The organism is Xanthomonas sp. Leaf148, from assembly GCF_001423585.1.
GTDB lineage: Bacteria > Pseudomonadota > Gammaproteobacteria > Xanthomonadales > Xanthomonadaceae > Xanthomonas.
Map to the genome: position 1 here is coordinate 787,947 of NZ_LMOP01000008.1, position 19,600 is coordinate 807,546.

The 19,600-nt window shown below is 65.1% G+C and carries 19 protein-coding genes; 10 read left to right on the forward strand and 9 right to left on the reverse strand.

The genetic code is table 11. From position 1 onward, the window contains the following. Positions 1 to 70: 70 nt before the first annotated feature. The 4 genes from ASF90_RS08090 to ASF90_RS08105 all read right to left on the reverse strand — a co-directional run bounded on the left by ASF90_RS08090 (position 71) and on the right by ASF90_RS08105 (position 3,305). Complete coding sequence (locus tag ASF90_RS08090; protein WP_055848219.1) at positions 71 to 808, reverse strand: endonuclease/exonuclease/phosphatase family protein; 738 nt, start codon at positions 806 to 808, stop codon at positions 71 to 73. Between the two features lie 49 nt (positions 809 to 857). Beyond that, complete coding sequence (locus ASF90_RS08095) at positions 858 to 1,670, reverse strand: thiol:disulfide interchange protein DsbA/DsbL (protein WP_055848222.1); 813 nt, start codon at positions 1,668 to 1,670, stop codon at positions 858 to 860. A 91-nt stretch (positions 1,671 to 1,761) separates the two neighbouring features. Then, positions 1,762 to 2,412: a thiol:disulfide interchange protein DsbA/DsbL gene (locus ASF90_RS08100; RefSeq protein WP_055848225.1), complete on the reverse strand. Its 651-nt coding sequence runs from the start codon at positions 2,410 to 2,412 to the stop codon at positions 1,762 to 1,764. 95 nt (positions 2,413 to 2,507) lie between these two features. Beyond that, positions 2,508 to 3,305: a c-type cytochrome gene (locus tag ASF90_RS08105; RefSeq protein WP_055848228.1), complete on the reverse strand. Its 798-nt coding sequence runs from the start codon at positions 3,303 to 3,305 to the stop codon at positions 2,508 to 2,510. A gap of 143 nt (positions 3,306 to 3,448) precedes the next feature. Between ASF90_RS08105 and yihA the strand changes: the two genes are divergently transcribed. After that, positions 3,449 to 4,072, forward strand: a complete 624-nt coding sequence (yihA, locus tag ASF90_RS08110) for a ribosome biogenesis GTP-binding protein YihA/YsxC (protein WP_055848231.1) — start codon at positions 3,449 to 3,451, stop codon at positions 4,070 to 4,072. A 326-nt stretch (positions 4,073 to 4,398) separates the two neighbouring features. Next, the gene (locus ASF90_RS08115) at positions 4,399 to 5,763 is read left to right on the forward strand and encodes a glutamate--cysteine ligase (protein WP_055848234.1); all 1,365 of its coding nucleotides are present in this window, start codon (positions 4,399 to 4,401) and stop codon (positions 5,761 to 5,763) included. Positions 5,764 to 6,057: 294 nt separating this feature from the next. Here the strand turns inward: ASF90_RS08115 and ASF90_RS08120 are convergent, their stop codons facing one another. Next, a complete protein-coding gene (locus tag ASF90_RS08120) occupies positions 6,058 to 7,530 on the reverse strand; it encodes an ATP-binding protein (protein ID WP_055848237.1) in 1,473 nt (490 codons plus the stop codon). Continuing rightward, positions 7,527 to 8,246, reverse strand: coding sequence for a response regulator transcription factor (locus ASF90_RS08125; protein ID WP_115560191.1), 720 nt, complete (start codon positions 8,244 to 8,246; stop codon positions 7,527 to 7,529). Before ASF90_RS08125 ends, ASF90_RS08120 begins: the two co-directional genes overlap by 4 nt. 137 nt (positions 8,247 to 8,383) lie before the next feature. On the opposite strand from ASF90_RS08125, the gene ASF90_RS08130 reads away from it, so the two are divergent. Continuing rightward, positions 8,384 to 9,484 carry a glycosyltransferase gene (locus ASF90_RS08130; RefSeq protein ID WP_055850256.1) on the forward strand — a complete coding sequence of 367 codons (1,101 nt, stop codon included), beginning with the start codon at positions 8,384 to 8,386 and terminating at the stop codon, positions 9,482 to 9,484. 305 nt (positions 9,485 to 9,789) lie between these two features. On the opposite strand, the gene ASF90_RS08140 is transcribed toward ASF90_RS08130, so the two are convergent. Then, a complete protein-coding gene (locus tag ASF90_RS08140; protein WP_055848245.1) occupies positions 9,790 to 10,962 on the reverse strand; it encodes a TDT family transporter in 1,173 nt (390 codons plus the stop codon). Positions 10,963 to 11,069: 107 nt separating this feature from the next. Here ASF90_RS08140 and ASF90_RS08145 point away from each other — a divergent pair, with 107 nt between their 5' ends. The 5 genes from ASF90_RS08145 to fghA all read left to right on the forward strand — a co-directional run bounded on the left by ASF90_RS08145 (position 11,070) and on the right by fghA (position 15,185). Beyond that, positions 11,070 to 11,984 carry a LysR family transcriptional regulator gene (locus ASF90_RS08145; protein WP_055848248.1) on the forward strand — a complete coding sequence of 305 codons (915 nt, stop codon included), beginning with the start codon at positions 11,070 to 11,072 and terminating at the stop codon, positions 11,982 to 11,984. A gap of 219 nt (positions 11,985 to 12,203) precedes the next feature. Next, a complete protein-coding gene (locus tag ASF90_RS21810) occupies positions 12,204 to 12,479 on the forward strand; it encodes a metal/formaldehyde-sensitive transcriptional repressor (protein ID WP_046963271.1) in 276 nt (91 codons plus the stop codon). A gap of 64 nt (positions 12,480 to 12,543) precedes the next feature. Beyond that, positions 12,544 to 13,653 carry an S-(hydroxymethyl)glutathione dehydrogenase/class III alcohol dehydrogenase gene (locus ASF90_RS08155; RefSeq protein WP_055848253.1) on the forward strand — a complete coding sequence of 370 codons (1,110 nt, stop codon included), beginning with the start codon at positions 12,544 to 12,546 and terminating at the stop codon, positions 13,651 to 13,653. A gap of 67 nt (positions 13,654 to 13,720) precedes the next feature. Further along, positions 13,721 to 14,296, forward strand: a complete 576-nt coding sequence (gfa, locus tag ASF90_RS08160) for an S-(hydroxymethyl)glutathione synthase (protein ID WP_055850259.1) — start codon at positions 13,721 to 13,723, stop codon at positions 14,294 to 14,296. A 58-nt stretch (positions 14,297 to 14,354) separates the two neighbouring features. After that, positions 14,355 to 15,185 (forward strand): S-formylglutathione hydrolase, encoded by an 831-nt coding sequence (fghA, locus tag ASF90_RS08165; protein ID WP_055848256.1) that lies wholly within the window; start codon positions 14,355 to 14,357, stop codon positions 15,183 to 15,185. A gap of 348 nt (positions 15,186 to 15,533) precedes the next feature. On the opposite strand, the gene ASF90_RS08170 is transcribed toward fghA, so the two are convergent. Beyond that, on the reverse strand, positions 15,534 to 15,872 hold the full coding sequence (locus ASF90_RS08170; RefSeq protein ID WP_055848259.1) for a hypothetical protein: 339 nt from the start codon (positions 15,870 to 15,872) through the stop codon (positions 15,534 to 15,536). Between the two features lie 86 nt (positions 15,873 to 15,958). Continuing rightward, entirely contained in the window at positions 15,959 to 16,903 is a 945-nt protein-coding gene (locus ASF90_RS08175; RefSeq protein ID WP_055848263.1) for a DegV family protein, read from the reverse strand. Positions 16,904 to 17,483: 580 nt separating this feature from the next. On the opposite strand from ASF90_RS08175, the gene ASF90_RS08180 reads away from it, so the two are divergent. After that, complete coding sequence (locus ASF90_RS08180) at positions 17,484 to 18,299, forward strand: cellulase (protein ID WP_055848265.1); 816 nt, start codon at positions 17,484 to 17,486, stop codon at positions 18,297 to 18,299. 357 nt (positions 18,300 to 18,656) lie between these two features. Beyond that, a complete protein-coding gene (locus tag ASF90_RS08185) occupies positions 18,657 to 19,448 on the forward strand; it encodes a cellulase (RefSeq protein WP_082473459.1) in 792 nt (263 codons plus the stop codon). Positions 19,449 to 19,600: the final 152 nt, after the last annotated feature.

A 19,600-nucleotide genomic window follows, 5' to 3' on the forward strand; every position in this document is an offset into this window, starting at 1 on the left:
GCACAGGCGGTGTCTAGGGGGTGTCGTCGGTCGAGTTCGCCAGTGCGAACCCGTCGGCACTTTGCGTGCGCTAGCGCAGCAACTGCAGCGGAACGCGGATGTCCATGCCCACTGCCAGATGATCGGAGAACGCGGCAGGAATCGCTTCGGTGTGCTCGATCACCAGACTGTCGCTGACCAGGATATGGTCGATTGCCCGGTCCGGGCGCCAGCTTGGGAAGGTGTGCACCACGCAGCTCGGCGGCTGCAATCGCGTATGCCGATACAACGCCTGCATCTCCGGCCGGTCGGCCACGCAGTTGAAGTCGCCCATCAGCATCGCGTTGGGATGCTCGGACAGCAGCTCGGCGATGAAGGCCAACTGGGCCATGCGCGAATTGGCGCCCAGCGACAGATGCGCCACTGCCACGGCCAATCCATCGCGGCCTTGCCCGAACTTGGCCAGCAGGATGCCGCGCCCGCCGATGCGGCCGGGCAGGGCGTGGTCCTGGACTTCCAGCGGTTCCAGCTTGCTCAGCAAGCCGTTGGCACTGGACGCCACCCCACCCATGCGGCGGTTGGGCTGGTGGCTCCAGTAGTGGAAGCCGGCACGCTCGGCCAGATAGTGGGTCTGGTTGGTGAAGCCCGAGCGCAGGCTGCCTGGGTCGGCCTCCTGCAGGCCGACGATGTCGCGGTCGCCGGCCAGCTTGGCGATGCTGTCCAGGCTGGTGCGTTTGGCCCCCAGCGGTAACGCGTGCGACCAGCTGCGGGTGACGTAGTCGCTGTAACGGCGGGTGCTGGAACCGGCCTGGATATTGGCGGTCAGCACCCGCAGGGTGCGCGAGTCCGAAGCGTTCACGATGCGGCGGTCGCCCCGATCACTTGGCCAGCGTGGCGCGTTCGCGCGCGATCAGGTGATCGGCGATGCGCAGCATGTCCGGGAAGCTCTTGCCCTTGACCAGGTACTTGCCGTTGACGATCAGCGACGGCGTGCCGGTGATCTGGCTACGGGTAGCGAACTGCTTGGCGCGGTTGGTCTTGGCCGAGACGCCGAAGCTGCTCATGGTGTCGATGAAGGTCTTCTGGTCCACGCCGTACTTGGCGTAGAACGCGGCGATGTCCTGCACCGAATCCTTGCCGCGCTCGCCCTTGAGGGTCTGGTCGACGTGGATGGCCTTGTACAGCGCTTCGTGGGTCTTTTCCTGCACGCCCAGCGTCTCGGCGGCGTAGAACGCGCGCGCATAGTCATCCCACGGGCCACCGAACATCGCCGGGACGTAGACGAAATGCACGTCCGACGGCAGGCCGGCCTTCCACGGCCCGATCAGCGGCTGGAACGCGTTGCAGGCCGGGCAGACATAGCCGAACACCTCGGCCACTTCGATCTTGCCGGCAGCCTGCTGGTACGGCTGGGCTGCCTGGATGTCCACATAGTCGGTGCCGGCGACCGGCTCGGGGCCGTTCGGTGCGCGCGGAGCGGCGCTGGGCGCGGCGGCGGGCGGCGTGGTGGCGCTTTCGCCAACCGCAGGCGGGGCGGCCGGATCGGCAGCCGGGGCAGCGGCAGGTGCAGACGCCGTCTCGGCAGCCGGCGTTGCGGCGGCAGGTGCGGTGTCGGACGAGCCGTCCTGGGCCTTGCAGGCGACCAGGATCGGCAGCAGCGCCATCAGCGTCAGGGCGAAGCGGGTCTTCATCGGATTGGATCTCCAGCGTGGGGCGAGGAAAGGGCCGGACGGCCGCGGGGCGCATGATGCCACGGGCCGCCGTCGGTGGCGGTTACGCGGTTCAGCGCTTGGCAGCTGCGGCGTGCTCGCGGGCGATGAGGTAGTCGGCCACGCGCAGCATGTCCGGGTAATTGCGCGCGCCGATCAGATAGCGCCCGTTGACGATGATGGCCGGGGTACCGGGCAGCTTGCTGCGCTTGGCGAAGTCGCGCGCGGCATCCAGCTTGGCGTCCACCGCCTGGCTCTTGTAGGTCTCGACGAAGCGCTGCTGCGGCACGCCGTAGTCGGCGTAGAACGCCGCCAGTTCTTCCGGTGCCACATTCTGGGAAGGCACGCTCTGCTTTTCGTGGATGGCGTCGAACATGGCGCGGTGGCTGCGCTTGGCTACGCCGAGGATGTCGGCGGCGAAGTAGGCACGCGCAAACGCGTCCCAGAACCCGCCAAAGGCTGCCGGCACCGGGGTGAAGCGCACGTAGGACGGTTGCTTGGCCGCCCAGGCTTCCAGCGTCGGCTCAAAGTGCGCGCAATGCGGGCAGGTGTAGCCGAACACTTCCACCACTTCGACCTTGCCGGCCAGCGGCGCATACGGCTGGCCGCCGTCGATCAGGGTGTAGTCCTCGCCTTCGACCGGCGGCGCCGTCTTGTCGGCGGCGCAGGCCGCCAGTGGCACCAGGATCAACAACAGCAGGGACAGGCGGGAAAGCAGATTCATGCAGGCTCCGTGGGGATCTCAAGAGGGGGCGGGAAACGACGACGCCGGTCGCGGGACCGGCGTCGTGACACGGTGGAGCAGGTGGGCGCCTCAGCTCATGAGCGCGCCGGTGTCCCGGCAGGCGTCTGTGCAGCGGCGGCATCGTCGGCGCGGTCGTGCAGACCTTGCAGATAGCTGGACAGCGCCTGGATCTCCTGCTCGCTCAGCGGGCGTGCCACCTGCGCCATGATATTGAACAGCGCCGGATTACGCTCCTGGGTGGTGCCGGCCTGGTAGTCCTTCAGGCGCCGCGCCACGTAGTCGGCATGCTGGCCACCCAGGCGCGGGTACGCCGGGCCCGGATTGCCGCCACCGGACGGGCCGTGGCACGCCATGCAGGCCGGCACGCCGCGCGCGATGTCGCCACCGCGGTAGAGCTTTTCGCCGACCTCGTAGAACTTCATGCCCTGATACGGGCCCTCGGCGATCACTGCGTCGTCGGCGACCCCGGCGGACGCCTTCTGGGTCGCGAAGTAGGCGCCCAGGTCGCGCATGTCCTGCGCGGTGAGGTCCTTGACGAACGGCACCATCACCGCCGACATCCCGCTATTGCGCTCGCCGCTGGCGATCAGGGCCACCTGATGCGCAACGTAGCGCTCGGTTTGCCCGGCGATGCGCGGGTACATGGCTACCGCCGGATTGCCGTCGGGGCCGTGGCAGGCGGCGCAGGCGGCCGCCTTTGTCTGCCCGGCCTTGGCATCGCCCCAGGTGGTCTTGGCCAGATCCACCTCCAGCGGCGCAACGCGCACGGGCGGTGGATCGGGGATCGGCGTGACCGCCGATTGCGCAAACGCCACGGCGGCAATGACCGGCACGGCGAGGGCGGTGAGGACTAGCACACGAGCATGGCGCATCAGCTAAAGCTCCGTATGGACCCGGCCCGCGCGCGTTGGGTGCTGGCAGTGGCAGGCATGCTTGGATTATCGACACGCCTTTGCGCCAGGGTCAACGAACAGTGCAGCAAAACCGCCGGGCCCGAACGTGCGATCCTAGTGAGATGTCGCTCCTTATCGAACAAGCCCGCTACCACCTGTCCGCCCATAACGCCCGGCAATTGCCCGACGATGGCGGTTACGAGGTGGCCTTCGCCGGCCGCTCCAACGCCGGAAAATCCAGCGCACTCAATGCGCTGACCCGCCAGAACGCGCTCGCCCGCGTGTCCAAGACCCCCGGTCGCACCCAGCAGCTGGTGTTCTTCCAAATCCAGCCTGAGCGCTATCTGGTGGATCTGCCCGGTTACGGCTACGCCAAGGTGCCGCAGGACCTGCAGGCGCACTGGCAGGCCTTCATCGACCGCTATTTCCGCACCCGCGAGGCGCTGCGCGGCCTGGTGGTGGTGATGGACATCCGCCATCCGCTCAAGGATTACGACCTGCAGATGCTGGGCTACGCCGCCGAACGCGGCCTGCCTGCGCACGGCTTGCTGACCAAGGCCGACAAGCTCGGCCGTGGCCAGCAGATGCAGACCCTGCAGAAGGTGAAGAAGGAAGTGACCTCGCGCTTCGGCGACAGCGTGACCGTCCAGACCTACTCCGGCGAATCGCGCCAGGGTGTGGACGAACTGCGCGGCATCGTCGGCGGTTGGCTGGGCCTGGGTGTGGAAACGCCCGCGGCCGAGTGATGCCTGGCGGCCGCCACGGCCGCGGCCCTTTGATGCAATGCAAGACGGCGAGCCAGTGCTCGCCGTCTTCGTGTGCGCCGGTCGGCACGGGCCTGTCGGCAGCCAGGGTCGACCGGTGTACCGGTTGCGGCCGGCTGGCGCATAGGCGGAGCGGTGGACTGCGGTGATGCGCACTGCGGCTCATCCTGCGGCATGCGCATGGATGGAAATCTCAGGCCCGGCCGATGGCGGCAATACTTGCATGCCCTGCGGGTATAGTGCGGGCCTTGCGGTGGCTGGGAAGTATCCCCACATCGTCCCACCCCTTCACGTTTGCGAGCCTGCCCTTGTCGAGTCCCAGCCACGTTGCCGAAACGCCGATTACCGAACGCGCGGAACTGGTCCAGGTGCTGGCCTCCGGCGAGAAGCCCAGTGTGGACTGGCGGATCGGGACCGAGCACGAGAAGTTCGGCTTCCAGCTCGATGACCTGCGCGCGCCCACCTTCGAAGGCGCGCGTGGCATCCAAGCCCTGCTGACCGGGTTGACCCGTTTCGGCTGGGAGCCGGTGCAGGAAAACGGCCACACCATCGCGCTGCTGCGCGACGGCGCCTCGGTGACGCTGGAGCCGGCCGGACAGCTGGAACTGTCCGGCGCGGCGGTGGAAACCCTGCACGACACCTGCGTGGAAACCGGCACCCATCTGGACGAAGTGGCACAGGTGGCCGGCGAGTTGCAGCTTGGGTTCCTGGGCATGGGCTTCCAGCCCAAGTGGCGTCGCGACCAGATGCCGTGGATGCCCAAGGGCCGCTACCAGATCATGAAGAACTACATGCCCAAGGTCGGCTCGCTCGGCCTGGACATGATGACGCGCACCTGCACGGTGCAGGTCAATCTGGATTACGCCACCGAAGCGGACATGGTGCAGAAGTTCCGCGTGTCGCTGGCATTGCAGCCGATCGCCACCGCCTTGTTCGCCGATTCGCCGTTCACCGAGGGCAAGCCCAACGGCTACCTGAGCTATCGCTCGCACATCTGGACCGATACCGACGCCGATCGCACCGGTATGCTGGATTTCGTGTTCGAAGACGGCTTTAGCTACGAGCGGTACGTCGATTATCTGCTCGATGTGCCGATGTATTTTTCGTATCGCAACGGCGTCTATGTCGATGCCAGCGGGCAGAGCTTCCGCGATTTCATGCAAGGCAAGCTGCCGGCGTTGCCGGGTGCGTTGCCGACGCTGCGCGATTGGTCGGACCACATGACCACCGCGTTTCCGGAAGTGCGCCTGAAGAAATATCTGGAAATGCGTGGCGCCGATGCCGGCCCGTGGAATCGCCTGTGCGCGTTGTCGGCGTTCTGGGTGGGCCTGTTGTACGACCAGACCGCGCTCGATGCGGCCTGGGACCTGGTCAAGGATTTCAGCCCGACCGAACGCCACGCCTTGCGCGACGGCGTGCCCAAGCACGCGCTGGGCCTGCCGTTCCGCAACGGTACCGTGCGCGACCTGGCGGTGGAGGCAGTCAACATCGCCCGCGAAGGCCTGCGCCGACGCGCGCGCTTGAATGGCGATGGCCAGGACGAAACCGGCTTTGTCGACGTGATCGCCGAGATTGCCGAAAGCGGCGTCACTGCCGCCGAGCGCAAGCTGGCGCTGTATCACGGCGCATGGAACGGCGATATCGACCGTGTATTCCGTGAGTTTGCGTACTGATTGAGTGATGTGCGGTCGACTACGCGCCGTGATGCGGCGCGTGTTGCTGTGGGTCAGTGCGTGAGCGGTTAGCTGTCAGCAGTGAAGCCCTGGTTGCGTGCTGATTGCACCTTGGGGCCCTGATGCGCACGGTCGCGCGCATTCTCCGCGTGGGTGACCGACGAGCGCGTTACCGCCCCTGGCTCGGCGCGACAGCCTGGTCGCCAGCGGAATACGTTGCCCCGTGATGCGCGCGATGAGGCCACTGCTGGTCGTGCGCGCTGATCCCTTGTCCCCGTCGGTTCCGGTCTGCGCTCAGCGCCGCTCCGGCATGCACGGCAGGCGCACCGTTACGCGCAGCCCGCCATGGGCGCGATTGTCCAGGCGCAGGTCGCCGCCATGCGCCAGCACGATGCTATGCGCCACCGACAAGCCCAGGCCGATGCCGCCGGTACCACGGTTACGCGAAGACTCGCCACGCACGAACGGCAGCAACAGTTGTTCGCGCTGGGTGGGGTCGATGCCGGGGCCGTCGTCGTCGATCCACAACACACCATCTTCGCCATCGCGGGTGAGCTGCAGGCGCGCGCACTTGCCGTATTTCAGGGCGTTTTCGAGAAGATTCATCAGCGCGCGGCGCAATGCCAGCGGGTCGCCGTCCAGGGTGATGGTCGGGCCGGGCAGCAGCACCGCGTCGGCGCCGATATCGGTGGCGTTGTCGACCACGCTCTCTACCAGCAGGCGCAGATCCAGCGGCGCGCGTTCGCCGCGATGGCGATCGTTCTGGATGAAATCCAGCGCCGCGGAAATCATCGCCTTCATTTCGTCGATATCGGCCAGCGCCTTTTCGCGCAGTGGCGGTTGCAGGCCGTCCAGTCGAAACGACAGCCGCGCCAGCGGTGTGCGCAGGTCGTGCGCGATGGCCGCCACCATGTGGGTACGTTCGTTGATCAGCCGGTTCAGACGCCCCTGCATCGCATTGAACGAATCGGCGGCGCGGACGATCTCCGGCGGGCCGCTGCGTTGCAAGGCGGCGGCGTGGGGATTGCGGCCCAGCCGGTCGGCGGCTTCGGCAAAGCGCTTGATCGGCGCCGACAGTGCGCGCGAGAACCACCATGCCAGCGGCACATTGGCGAGCAGGCCGGCCAGGAACAGCAGCACGATATGGGTCTTGAACTCAGCCGACAGCCGCCGTCGCGGTGACTCCACCGTGCGCCAGCGGCCATCGGGCTGCTGCAGGGCGGCGGTGAAGCCATCCAGCAGCGGCACGCCGGGGGTGAGGCGTTCGCTTTCCCAATCGTCCGGCGCCTGGTCCATGCGCAGCCCATTGCCGAACGGCGGGTCGCCAGCTGGGCGGCCGGACGCCCATTCCGGCGACATCCGTCGGATACCGTCGCTGTCCGCGGCACTGGCCGCGTGCTGCCGTCGCGGTCGGTCCGCGGCAAGCTGCGGGCTTTCGCGGTCGTCGGCACTGCGATAGAACCGCACGCGTTGCGCGTCGACATCCAGCCAGTGGGCCAGCAGCATTTCTGCGAAGGCGTCGCGCACCTGGCCAGGCGGCGCCGTTGGCACCTGCACGCTGTCGTGCACCTTGAGGGTCTGGGTGCCGGCGGGCATGCGCGTGGACAGCAGCGCCACCACTTCCGGCGGGTGCACCGGCGGCTCGTAGACGGGGGTGCGCATCACCAGCAGGGCGATGCCGATGGCCTGGGCGGTGAGCAGCGCCACCGCCAGCAGGACGAACGTGCGGGCAAAGATCGACAGCCCGCGACGTGCCGGTTTACTCACAGACGCGAGACGCCCGGCAGCAGCATGTAGCCTTCATTGCGTACGGTACGAATCAGTTCGGTATGGACGCGCTCGTTGATCTTGCGGCGCAGGCGGCTGATCTGGCTGTCGATGGCACGGTCGTAGACGTCGGTATCGCGGCCGCGCGCATAGTCCAGCAACTGGTCGCGGCTGAGCACGCGCTGCGGGTGCTCGACGAAGGTGCGCAACAGCGCGAATTCGCCGTCGGAGAGATTGATGAAGATGCCGGTGGGGTCGCGCAAGTCGCGGCGCACCACGTCCAGGCGCCAGCCGGCGAATTCGTAGACATTTCCGCGCTGGTCGGCCTGCTCGTTGCTGGCTTGGCTGCGGCGCAGCAAGGCGCGCACCCGCGCCAGCAGTTCGCGCGGGTTGCAGGGTTTGGCCAGATAGTCGTCGGCGCCCACTTCCAGGCCGATGATGCGGTCGGTGTCGTTGCCCAGCGCACTGAGCATGATGACCGCCGGCGAACCGCGTTCGCTGGCCAGGGCTCGGGCTGCGCTCAGCCCATCTTCTCCCGGCATCATCACGTCGAGTACGATGAGGTCCGGGCGGCGTTGCGCCATGCGCGTGCGCATGTCCGCCACGTTTTCGGCAACGTCCACCTGGTAGCCATGCGCGCCGAGGAACTCGCCGATCAGCTTGCGCAGGTCCGGGTCGTCGTCGACCACAAGAACGCGGGGTTGTTGCATGTCCATGGGAATCATCGTCGGTGGCGCGGAGGTCGGCCCGCGCAGGGTGGTGGCTACCGGATACATGGTGCTCGCAGGTGCAAGGCTGGAACTCACATCATAAACATCAAATTTGTCAACTATTGGCACACGTGCAAGGCAACATGACGGGACGGGACATCACGCAGGACACCATCGCTTCGACACTGCGCCATCCCGATGGCGGGTGCGTGCATGACAAGGCGTTTCCGATGATGCGGGTGATCAGCCGCGACAACGGCGTGGGCCTGACCCGCGACATGGTACTGATGGCGCAGACCTTGCGCGCCGGCGGCGTGCCCGTGCAGGAGCTGGGGTTCACCAGCCAGCGGTTGCAGGACACCGGGCGCGAAGTGCGGCTATGGGCCAGTCGCGCGCTGTTCGGGCGGGTGCCGCTGCAGATCTTTTCCGAGCGTGTGTATGCGCGCTGCCTGCCGCTGGGGCAGATCAACCTGCTGGTGCCCAATCCGGAATGGCTGCTGCCCAAGTGGCTGCCGTTGCTGCCGAAATTCGACGCGGTGCTGTGCAAGACCCACCATGCCGAGCGGATTTTCCAGAGCCTGGGCTGCACCACGCGTTTCATCGGCTTTACCAGCCCGGATCGCCACGATGCGCAGGTGCCGCGCCAGCGTGCGTTTTTCCATCTGGCCGGGCGCAGCACCGCCAAGGGCACCCGCGTGCTGCTGGAGACCTGGAAGCAGCATCCGGAGTGGCCGCTGCTGACAGTGGTGCAAAACCCGCGGACCGCCGGTAAACCAGTGGTGGCGCCGAACATCGATCACAGGGTCGGTTATCTCGACGATGCCGAGTTACGTCGGCTGCAGAACGCGCATCTCTTCCACATCTGTCCCTCCGAGGCCGAAGGCTTCGGCCACTACCTGATGGAAGCGCTGAGCGTGGGGGCGGTGACCTTGGCCACCGATGGCGAGCCGATGAACGAGCTGGTCAAACCGGAACATGGCGTATTGATTCCGGTGGGCGACGTGCGCCAGCGACGCCTGGCGTCGTATTACTACGTGGACGCAGCGGGCATCGCGCAGGCGGTGGAAACCGCGCTCGCCATGCCGCAGGCCGCGCTGGACACGCTGTCGGCCAATGCGCGTGCGTTTTATCAGGCCAACGATGCCGCCTTTGCAGCGCGCTTCCGCAGCGCGGTACTGGCGTCGCTGCCGGAGCATGCGCCGCAACATGCTGTCGGCATTGCGCCGGTAGTGGTCGATCGTTGAGGGATTGGCGCGCTTGTCAGCGCTTGTGGTCGTTACGACTGCATGCCGTTGCTCATCAACGGCATGCGCATCTTCCTCGTGCGTGGGTTCAAGCGGACGCTGCCATCGGAAGGTTGCAGCGTTACTGATGCTGCGCAGTTGACCCCGCTATTCGATCGCGCCTGCACGCTGCCAGGCTTGCTTGGTACTCACAGTCACGATGTCGAATGGATGCAATGTACGACCGATTAGTCGCTGGCTAAATACAGCGCAGCGATGCCGAAATCCAATGGCAACGAATCGATCAATCACTCCTATTGCACCACTCACGGCGCGGTCGTTTCGCTGTGCAGCTCCGCAATGCAGGGCGACACAAATAGATTGCCGCGATATGCGCCTGCCAGCGTCCTGGCCGCGACGACTGCCCAGACCACACCAAGCACGGCCACCAGGGCGACGCCGAGCAGATTGAAGAACATCAGCTGCACTAGCGCGCCAAGTTTCAAGGTGGCCACGGCGTAGACGCCAAGTGGAAAGGTGAAACCCCACCAGCCCAGATTGAACGGCACCTCGGCACGGAAATAGCGTGCGGTGATCAGCACCGACAGCAGCAGCCACCAGGCGCCGAGGCCCCAGAACAGCACGCCGCCGATCACGCCGATGCCCGCCGCGATCTGCCCGAGCTCGGCCAGCCCGTGTGCAGCGAAGATCGCCGGGGCGTCGGCGCCCATCACCAGCATGCCCAGCGCACCGGTCGCGATTGGGCCAAGCGACAACCAGCTCGATGCCGCCATGCTGGCCGGCGGCAGCTGATGCAAGGCCATGCGCAGCAGCAGGATGACCAGGATGCTCATCGCCACCGGCACCGAATACGCCCACAACGCATAGCTGGCAATCAACACCGCGAACCGGCTGCCTGCATCGGCAAGGTGCGGAGCCAGCAGCCCGCCGCTGGCCGCCGCCACTTCGGCCGCCACCACCGGCAATAGCCACACCGCGGTCATCTGCTCGATGCGGTGCTGCTGCCGGGTGAACATCAGATACGGCACGCCCACTCCGCAAGCCACGGCCATCGCCACATCCGCCCACCACAGGGCCTCGGCTAGCGGCAGCACGGCGCTGCCCCAACGTGGCATGCCGTATAGCAACAGGCCGTTGACGATGGTCGCCAGGCCCATCGGGATGGTGCCCAGGAACATCGACGCGCTGGCGTGCCCGAAGATCCGTCTGGCTTCATCGAAGAACAGCACCCAACGCGCGGCATACAGCAGTGCGAAGACGACAAACAGCGCAACGTTGCACATCCACAGGCGCGCGCCGATCGCCGCCAAGCCTGGAACAGGCCATGGCAGTTGCCCGAGCGCCAGGGCAAAAATGCCGGTGCCCATGGTGACCGCGAACCAGCTCGGGGTGAATTGACGGATGACCTCACGCGGGCCGGACAGTGCCTTGAAGGGGCGCAGCCACTGGGTGACTGGGAGTGCAGTGACGGTAGACATGGCGGCATGTGACGCAATGGGGAAGGCAGTGGCGACAGTGTCGAGCGCCAGTCTATAGCTGTAAAACGGGTAATATCGCTAATCAATACTTGTAAGGCAGGTAGATTGTGCGTCTGACGCTGCGGCAACTTCAGATCTTTTGCGCCATTGCCCAGCATGGCAGCACCACCAGTGCCGGACTGGTGGTGGCGTTGTCGCAGTCGGCCACCAGCGCGGCGCTCAATGAGCTGGAGCATGCATTGGGCACGCAGTTATTCGATCGCGTCGGCAAACGCCTGGTGCTCAACGATGTCGGCACCGCGCTGCTGCCGCAGGCGCGCAAGCTGCTCGATGGCGCACACGAGATCGAAGCGGGCTTCGAACCAGGCACCGCTGCCGCTACAGGTCGCTTGAAAATCGGTTGCAGTACGACGATCGGCAATCATGTGTTGCCGCTGGTGCTGCATGCGCTAGGCAAGCAGGCGCCAGCGCTGCGCGTGGATATGGAAAGTGCCAATAGCAGCGCGATCGCGCGCAAGGTGGCCAACTTCGAGTTGGACATGGGGTTGATCGAAGGGCCCTGTCATTTGCCGGAGCTGCGTGCGGAGCCCTGGTTGCTGGACGAACTGCTGGTCGTGGTCGGTCGCCGACATGCGTTGGCCAAGCAGCCCAAGGTCGCGCTGGCCGACCTGCGCGACGCCGACTGGCTGTTGCGCGAGCCAGGCTCGGGCACGCGTGAAGAGGTCGAGCAGTTGCTACTGCGGCATCTGCATGCGTTGTCCGATACCCGCCAGATCGGCAGCTCCGAAGCGATCAAGAACATGGTGGTGCAGGGCTTGGGCGTCAGTTGCCTGTCGCGCTGGGTGGTGGATGAGCTGATCGCAACGAAGAAGTTGAAGCCGCTGAGTGGCGGGCTGCCGCGACTGACCCGGCGGTTCTTTCTGATCGCGCATCGCGACAAGTTTTTTTCGCCGAATCTGCAGCGCTTTCACGACGCCTGCCTGCAGTTCAAGCTGGAGCGGGGCGAGCCTGCGCACCGTTAGGCATCGGCCATGCGCTGCTGCGCAATCGCGTGCGGCAATGCAGCAGGGTGATGCGCGCAGCAACGCCTGGATGTGACGCGAAGGCAGCGCGGCGATGATGTGAGCGCGGTCACCTTCTGTTGCGTGCAGTGTGTGTGTCGACTGCTCAACAGCCCTCGGCATCGCTTTTTCCATACAGATGCCTATACTGCCCCCCAGTATCTTGGGTCGAGGGCCGGCATGCCGCATTCGCCGCTGGAAAAGAAACGCGCGTTGGCGCGAGTACGGCGATTGCGTGGGCAGTGCGATGCACTTGAGCGTGCGTTGCAGTCGGGCGCAGACTGCGCCCCAGTGCTACAGCAGATCGCCGCGATCCGGGGGGCAGTGAATGGGCTGATGTCGCAGGTGCTTGAAGCGCATATCCGTGAAGACTTCGGGCATGCCGCTGCGTCCGATGCACAACGCGCCGAGCGGGTACAGGACTTGCTCGGCCTGGTCCGGTCTTACCTCAAATGAACTCCCACCGGGCCGGCGCATGCCGCGCCCGTCCTCGAACATCCTCGTCAGGAGCGCTATCCCAATGAAATCCCGTGCAGCAGTCGCATTCGGACCCGGCAAGCCGCTGGAAATCGTCGAGATCGACGTCGCACCGCCGAAGGCCGGCGAAGTGCTGGTCCGCATCACCCACACCGGCGTGTGCCATACCGATGCCTTCACGCTGTCCGGCGATGACCCGGAAGGTATCTTCCCGTCGGTGCTGGGCCACGAAGGCGGCGGCATCGTCGAGCAGATCGGCGAAGGCGTGACCAGCGTCAAGGTCGGCGACCACGTGATCCCGCTGTACACGGCCGAATGCCGCAAGTGCAAATTCTGTCTGTCCGGCAAGACCAACCTGTGTCAGGCCGTGCGTGCCACTCAGGGCAAGGGCTTGATGCCGGACGGCACCACGCGCTTCTCCTACAACGGCGAGCCGATCTTCCACTACATGGGCTGCAGCACCTTCAGCGAATACACCGTGGTGCCGGAAATCTCGCTGGCGGTGGTCAATCCCGAAGCGCCGCTGGAAAAGGTCTGCCTGCTCGGCTGCGGCGTCACCACCGGCATCGGCGCGGTGCACAACACCGCCAAGGTCAAGCCGGGCGAAAGCGTGGCGGTGTTCGGGCTGGGCGGCATTGGTCTTGCGGTGATCCAGGGCGCGGTGCAGGCCAAGGCCGGGCGCATCCTGGCCATCGATACCAACCCGGGCAAGTTCGACCTGGCGCGCAGCATGGGCGCCACCGATTGCATCAATCCGAAGGACTACGACAAGCCGATCCAGGAAGTCATCGTCGAGTTGACCGACGGCGGCGTGGATTTCAGCTTCGAGTGCATCGGCAACGTCAACGTGATGCGTTCGGCGCTGGAGTGCTGCCACAAGGGCTGGGGCGAGAGCGTCATCATCGGCGTGGCCGGTGCAGGCCAGGAAATCAGTACCCGTCCGTTCCAGCTGGTGACCGGCCGCGTGTGGCGCGGCTCGGCCTTCGGTGGTGTCAAGGGACGTACGCAATTGCCGGGTATGGTGGAGCAATCGATGAAGGGCGAGATCGATCTGGACCCGTTCATCACCCACACCATGCCGCTGGAAGAGATCAACGAGGCCTTCCATCTGATGCACGAAGGCAAGTCGATCCGCACCGTGATTCATTTCTGACCGTACGGCCAGGATCGGCGCGCGGCCGCTTCCGCGCACGCAGTACCCGATACCCGGGAGGGGCATGATGACTACCGTGTCGATTCATCCTTCGGTGGACAGTGGAGTAGCGCGTGGGGCGGCCGGCGGCTTTGCAGGCGGAACCCTGCAATGCCATTGCGCCAGCGACAAGGTAACCGTGGACGTGGCGGCGCAGACCGCGCACAACCACGCTTGCGGCTGCAGTAAATGCTGGAAGCCGGAAGGGGCGACCTTTTCCGTGATCGCGGTGGCGCCGCGCGACAAGATCACGGTGACCGCACATGCGGAGAAGCTCAAGATCGTCGATGAAAGTGCAACGATCCAGCGGCATGCGTGCACCGGCTGCGGTGTGCACATGATCGGCCGCATCGAGAAAAAGGATCACGCGTTCTACGGTCTGGATTTCATCCACACCGAACTGTCGCAGCAGTCGGGCTGGTCGCCGCCGGGCTTTGCGGCGTTCGTGTCGTCCATCATCGAAACCGGTACGCCGCCGGAGCAGATGGAAGGCGTGCGCGCGCGGCTGACCGAGCTGGGCTTGCAGCCGTACGATTGCCTGTCGCCGGGGTTGATGGACGCGTTGTCGGCCCAGGTGGCGCGTCAGAAGGGTCTGCTGCACTGACCCACCCGCCGCGCAGCCGGTGATGCCGGCTGCGCGGTCTTCTTTACGAAGGAATTCCATGGAACGTATCGAACATCGCGCCTGCTTTGGCGGTTGGCAGGACGTGTACCGGCATCAATCGCAGGCCTTGGATTGCAGCATGACGGTAGGGGTGTATCTGCCGCCGCAGGCCGCCGAGGGTCCGTTGCCGGTGCTGTACTGGCTCAGTGGCCTGACCTGCACCGAACAGAACTTCATCGGCAAGGCCGGCGCGCAGCGCTATGCGGCCGAATACGGCGTGATCGTCGTGGCACCGGACACCAGCCCGCGTGGCGACGATGTGGCCGACGCGGAGGGCTACGACATCGGCAAGGGCGCCGGTTTCTATGTCGATGCCACGCAGCAGCCGTGGGCAGCGCATTACCGCATGTACGACTATGTGGTGAACGAATTGCTGGCGTTGATCGAAGCGACATTCGCCACCACCGGTGCGCGTGCGATCAGCGGCCACTCGATGGGCGGCCATGGCGCATTGACCATCGCGTTGAAGAATCCGGGCCGCTATCGCAGCGTGTCGGCGTTTTCGCCGATCGTGGCACCCAGCCAGGTGCCGTGGGGCGAGAAGGCGTTTGGGCACTATCTGGGCGACGATCGCGACAGCTGGAAGGCGTATGACGCCACCGCGCTGATCGCACAGGCGCAGGAGCGTTTGCCGCTGTTGATCGATCAGGGCGGGGCGGACGAGTTCCTGGAAAACCAGCTGAAAACCGGGTTATTCGAAGACGCTGCCAAGGCTGCGGCGTATCCGGTGACCGTGCGGATGCAGCCGGGGTACGACCATAGCTATTACTTCATCGCCAGCTTTATCGGCGAGCATATTGCGCATCATGCTGCGGCATTGCGTGGGTGAGTGTTTCGTTGCGTAAGTAGTAGTTGGCTGAGTGAGTAGTGGTGCGTGTGCGATAGGGCGACGCACGGTGGTGCGCGTGGCGTGGCGTTGCTGTGTTGTGCGTTCTGGTGCCACGCATCAAGCGGCGACCCGATGTCCATTCTCCCGCTGGGAGAAGGTGCCCCGCAGGGGCGGATGAGGGTACGGGCCGCAGCTTGGTGCAGAGAGTGATTGCATGCGTGGCTTCGCGCCGTACCCTCACCCCAACCCCTCTCCTTGTGGGAGAGGGGCTTTAAGCGGCACGATGCCTCTGACTGTACCTAGTAGCGCAGTTGCTGCGCAGCGTGTCTGCCTATCCGATGTACGCCGTCAACGCACGTCGCGCATTTCCCAGTGATGGCCGGCCAGGGCCTGCATGCGCTGCTTGAACAGATCGCCGGGGATGCTGGTGGTGGCGACCAGGTCGATGCGCAAATCGTCCTGCTTGCCGGTGACGGTGGCCGACGGATCGGTGATGCCCAGGCTGGGGTCCACCTCGTCCGGGTCGGCCTGCAGCTGGCGCCAGCGATCGAACCAGGCCGGGTCGCGCAGTGCGGCCTGCAACTGTTCGGCGAAGGCCTCGGCGCCGTTGGCGGTGAAGCTCACCGACGGCGCGCTGCCGCGGGCGAGCTTGGGGTCGGGCAGGCTGATCGAGTAGCTGACAGGCATGGACACACTCCGTTGAATGACGGCGGCACACTAGCCGAGGGCGGGTGAGAACGCCGTCGAAGGCCATGCGTCGTGACGCGCTTGCCTCAGGCAGAAAAACTGTGCGGTTCGGCTGCGAAGGCCACCGCTAGCGCGCCCTTGCCCACGTTGACCATGCCGGTCAGGCTCATCACGCTTTCGAACAATTCCACGCCATGGCTCTGGCAGGCGGCTTGCAACGCGGCATAGCCGGGCAGGGCATGCAGCTCGGCCAGCTCGCCGCCATAGCCCACGCACACGGTGGGTGTCATCAGGCCCTCGCGGAGCTTGCGCACGGTGAAGCCGAACAGCTTCTCGGCCGACGGCTCGAAGCCCTTAAGCTTGGCCACCGGTTCGGTGACGCCGCGATACGCGCGCAGCACCGGCTTGATATCCAGTGCGCTGCCCAGCGCCGCACCGATCAGGCCCACGCTGCGATCGCCCTTGGTGCGTGCACGCGCGCGCAGGTAATACAGATCGCGCGGAATCATGTAGCCGTAGGTGTGCTCGGCCAACTGTTCCAGGCGCGTGCGGATCGCTGCAACACCCTGGCCTTGCTCGCGCAGGCGTACCGCTTCCACCGCGGTGATGCCCTGGCCGGCAAACAGGTTCAAGGTATCGATCACGCGCAATGCGAATGGCGAGCTGTGACCTGCGGCCTGGCGAATCGGCTTGTAGTCGTTGAGGATCGCGAAGCTGGCCTGCATGGCGTTGTCGTAGATCTGGCTGCGCAGCTTGGAGATGGTCAGGCAGAACACGTGGTCGTAATCGATGACCAGACGCTGCAGAAACAGATCGCGGATCTGATTGACCGAAAACGGTGTGGTTTCTGCCTCGTGGCCGCGCTCGGCCACATGCGCCTGCAAAAAGCTCAGCGTGGCTTCTTCATCGCGATGATCGGCCAGCACGGCCTCGCCGATACGGACGCTGATCGGCAGCACGATCACGTTGTTGCGTTGGATGAAGTCCTGCGGCAAATCGCACGCACTGTCCACCACGATTCCGATGCGCATCGTCGCCCCCTCCGGCTATTGCGTCGTTTCCAACTACGAACGCTATCGCAAAACCGCCGCCGCGCGTAGACCAGCGGTCGGACCGGCCATGCCGGGAGGCGGCCAGCGGCACCAAACCTGTCTATCGAAGGGCGGTTCTTTACGGTGCCCGCGGTGATCTGCGCGCTGGGCGTGTAGTGGTTGGGCAGGTTGGAGACGGCATGGTCGGCCCAGGTGGATTGGCAGGGACAGCGCCTCGCACGCAGGAACAAAGAGACGGCAGCGTCCGTCCAGCGCAGTCTCCGGCCACCGGCATCGACACGACCACACGGGCATGTGGCTCTGCACCATTTGCGTGCGGCGCCAGGCCACGCACCTGAGCGGTACATGCCGGACCGACAGGAAGTTGGGTGCGAACTGAGGACCAGGGCACGCTCGGGGTGCAAGGTAGCGCCCGCTATCGCGCTTGGCACGGCTGTCCTGCCGGAATCGCTATAGCTCCTGCCGCAGTGCCGCTGCTAGGGTCGGCCGCAACCGCTGCAGGGCGGGTCCCGGGAGCGCCGCACTGGCGCCGCCGCGCTGAACACCATGGAGAGTCCACATGCACACCACCCCATCCAACACCCTCACACAGACCGGTGCGCAGGCGCCCCCCACACGGCGGCGCGCATCGCGCTGGTGGAAGGCCGCGCTGGCGATCGGCCTGGTGGCGCTGGCACCGGCAGCACTGGCCGGGCCGTACAAGATCTTTGGCAATCACTATGCGTGGGTCAATAATTTCAACGATCCCAACAACATCATCCAGGGCACCTTCGGCACCGGTAGCACGCCGGAGCTCACCGTCACCTTCAACTTCGCCGACTACAACCTGTATGGATATCCGGCGATCGTGCGCGGCTGGCACTACGACTGGAATCCGACCAGCGACAAGCTGTTCCCCAAGCAGATTTCCTCGATCAACTCGTTGCCTTTCAAGTTCAACTACAGCGCCGGCGGCACCAATCTGGCAGGCGATTTTGCCTACGACATCTTCTTCCGCTGGGATACCGCCAAGGGCAATCCGCAGCTGGAAGTGATGATCTGGGGCGACCATAACTCCTGGCCGATCGGCACGGTGACCGCCACCAAGGTGATCACTGCAGGCGGGCGCACGTTCGATCTGTGGGAAGGTTTCAACTCCGGTGCCGGCTACTACGTCTACACCTTCATCCCGACCGGCACCGCCGGCCAGCCGACGCTCAAGACCAGCGGCAATCTCAACATCGATGCCAAGCCGTTCTTGACCTGGCTGCAGAACAATCGCTCCAAGGATGGCCGCTACAACAACAGCATGTATCTGCATGCGGCCGAAGCTGGCTTTGAAGTGGTGCGCGGCAATGGTTGGGCCAAGGTCAGCGCCACGATGGATGCCAAGTAACAGCCCCTGATGAGCGGCGCATGGACCGTCAGCGATGCGGTCGGTCCATGCAGCGGTGTGTCGTTCACGGTATGCACCGCCGCCCGCGCGCTGCTACCTGCACTGCTACTGGATTCAGTCGCATCGCAACAATGACGTGGTCGTCTGTGCGGCGCATGCAACGCATGTGTCGCGCATCGGATGAGGCCACGGTGATCGGTCTGCAGGGATGTCCATGTCCGCGCCCCGTCAGTGCGCGGGCATCCGGTGCGGCGCGAAGGCGTCGTTGTGCCGGATGCATCCACGGTCATCGCCCACCCGCTGGCGTGTTGCCAGCGGGCGAGCGTGGCCCGCCTATCCATCATCGGAGTTCACCTCATGCACGTGCACGAACGTTTCCGTTTGCCCTTGCGTCGCGGCTTACTTCTGCACGCCACCACGCTGGCCTTGGTGCTGGTTGCCTCCAGCGCCAGCGCCGCGACCGGCGAGACCAAGGTCTACGGCACGCAATACGCTTACAACAATAATTTCAACGACAGCAACAACAACATCAAGGCGACATTCGGGTCTGGCAGCACGCCCAGCCTGACGGTCTCCTACAACTTGCCCAGTGGGCAGTTGTACGGTTATCCGGCCATCTGCCGCGGTTGGCATTACACGATGAACCCGGCCACCGACAGCTATTTCCCGCATCAGGTCTCGAAGGTCGGCAGCCTGAGCGGCACGCTGGCCTTCACCACCAAGGGCAGCGGGCAGACCGGCGACTTTGCCTACGATCTGTTTTTCCGCAAGGACACCAGCAAGGGCAATCCGCAGCTGGAAGTGATGATCTGGGGCGCCAACAATTCGTACCCGCTGGGCACGTTGACCGCGTCCAATGCATTCACCTCTGGCGGCGTGACCTACGATCTGTGGGAAGGCAATAACTCGGCCGCCGGCTACTACGTCTACACCTTCATCCCACATGGCAGCGCCGGCAACAGCAACGCGCTTCCGGCCAAGGGCAACCTCAATGTGGACGTCAAGGCGTTTTTGACCAGGTTGCAAACGCTACGCGGTGGCGATGGTCGCTACAGCAGCGAGCTGTATCTGCAGGTGGTGGAAGGCCGTTTCGAGGTGACCGGCGGGATGGGGACAGTCTCGCTGACCGGCTCGATTGCGGCCAAGTAACTGCGACCACTCTCCATCGACGCGATGTGGCGATGACGTAGTCGATGCATGCGTCGCGCAACGTGGCGTATGTGTGTGCGCCACCTGATGCGGCGCCTCAAAAGATGACACAAACAGCTTGAGTCATGGTCACCACTGCACGTGCGTGTGTG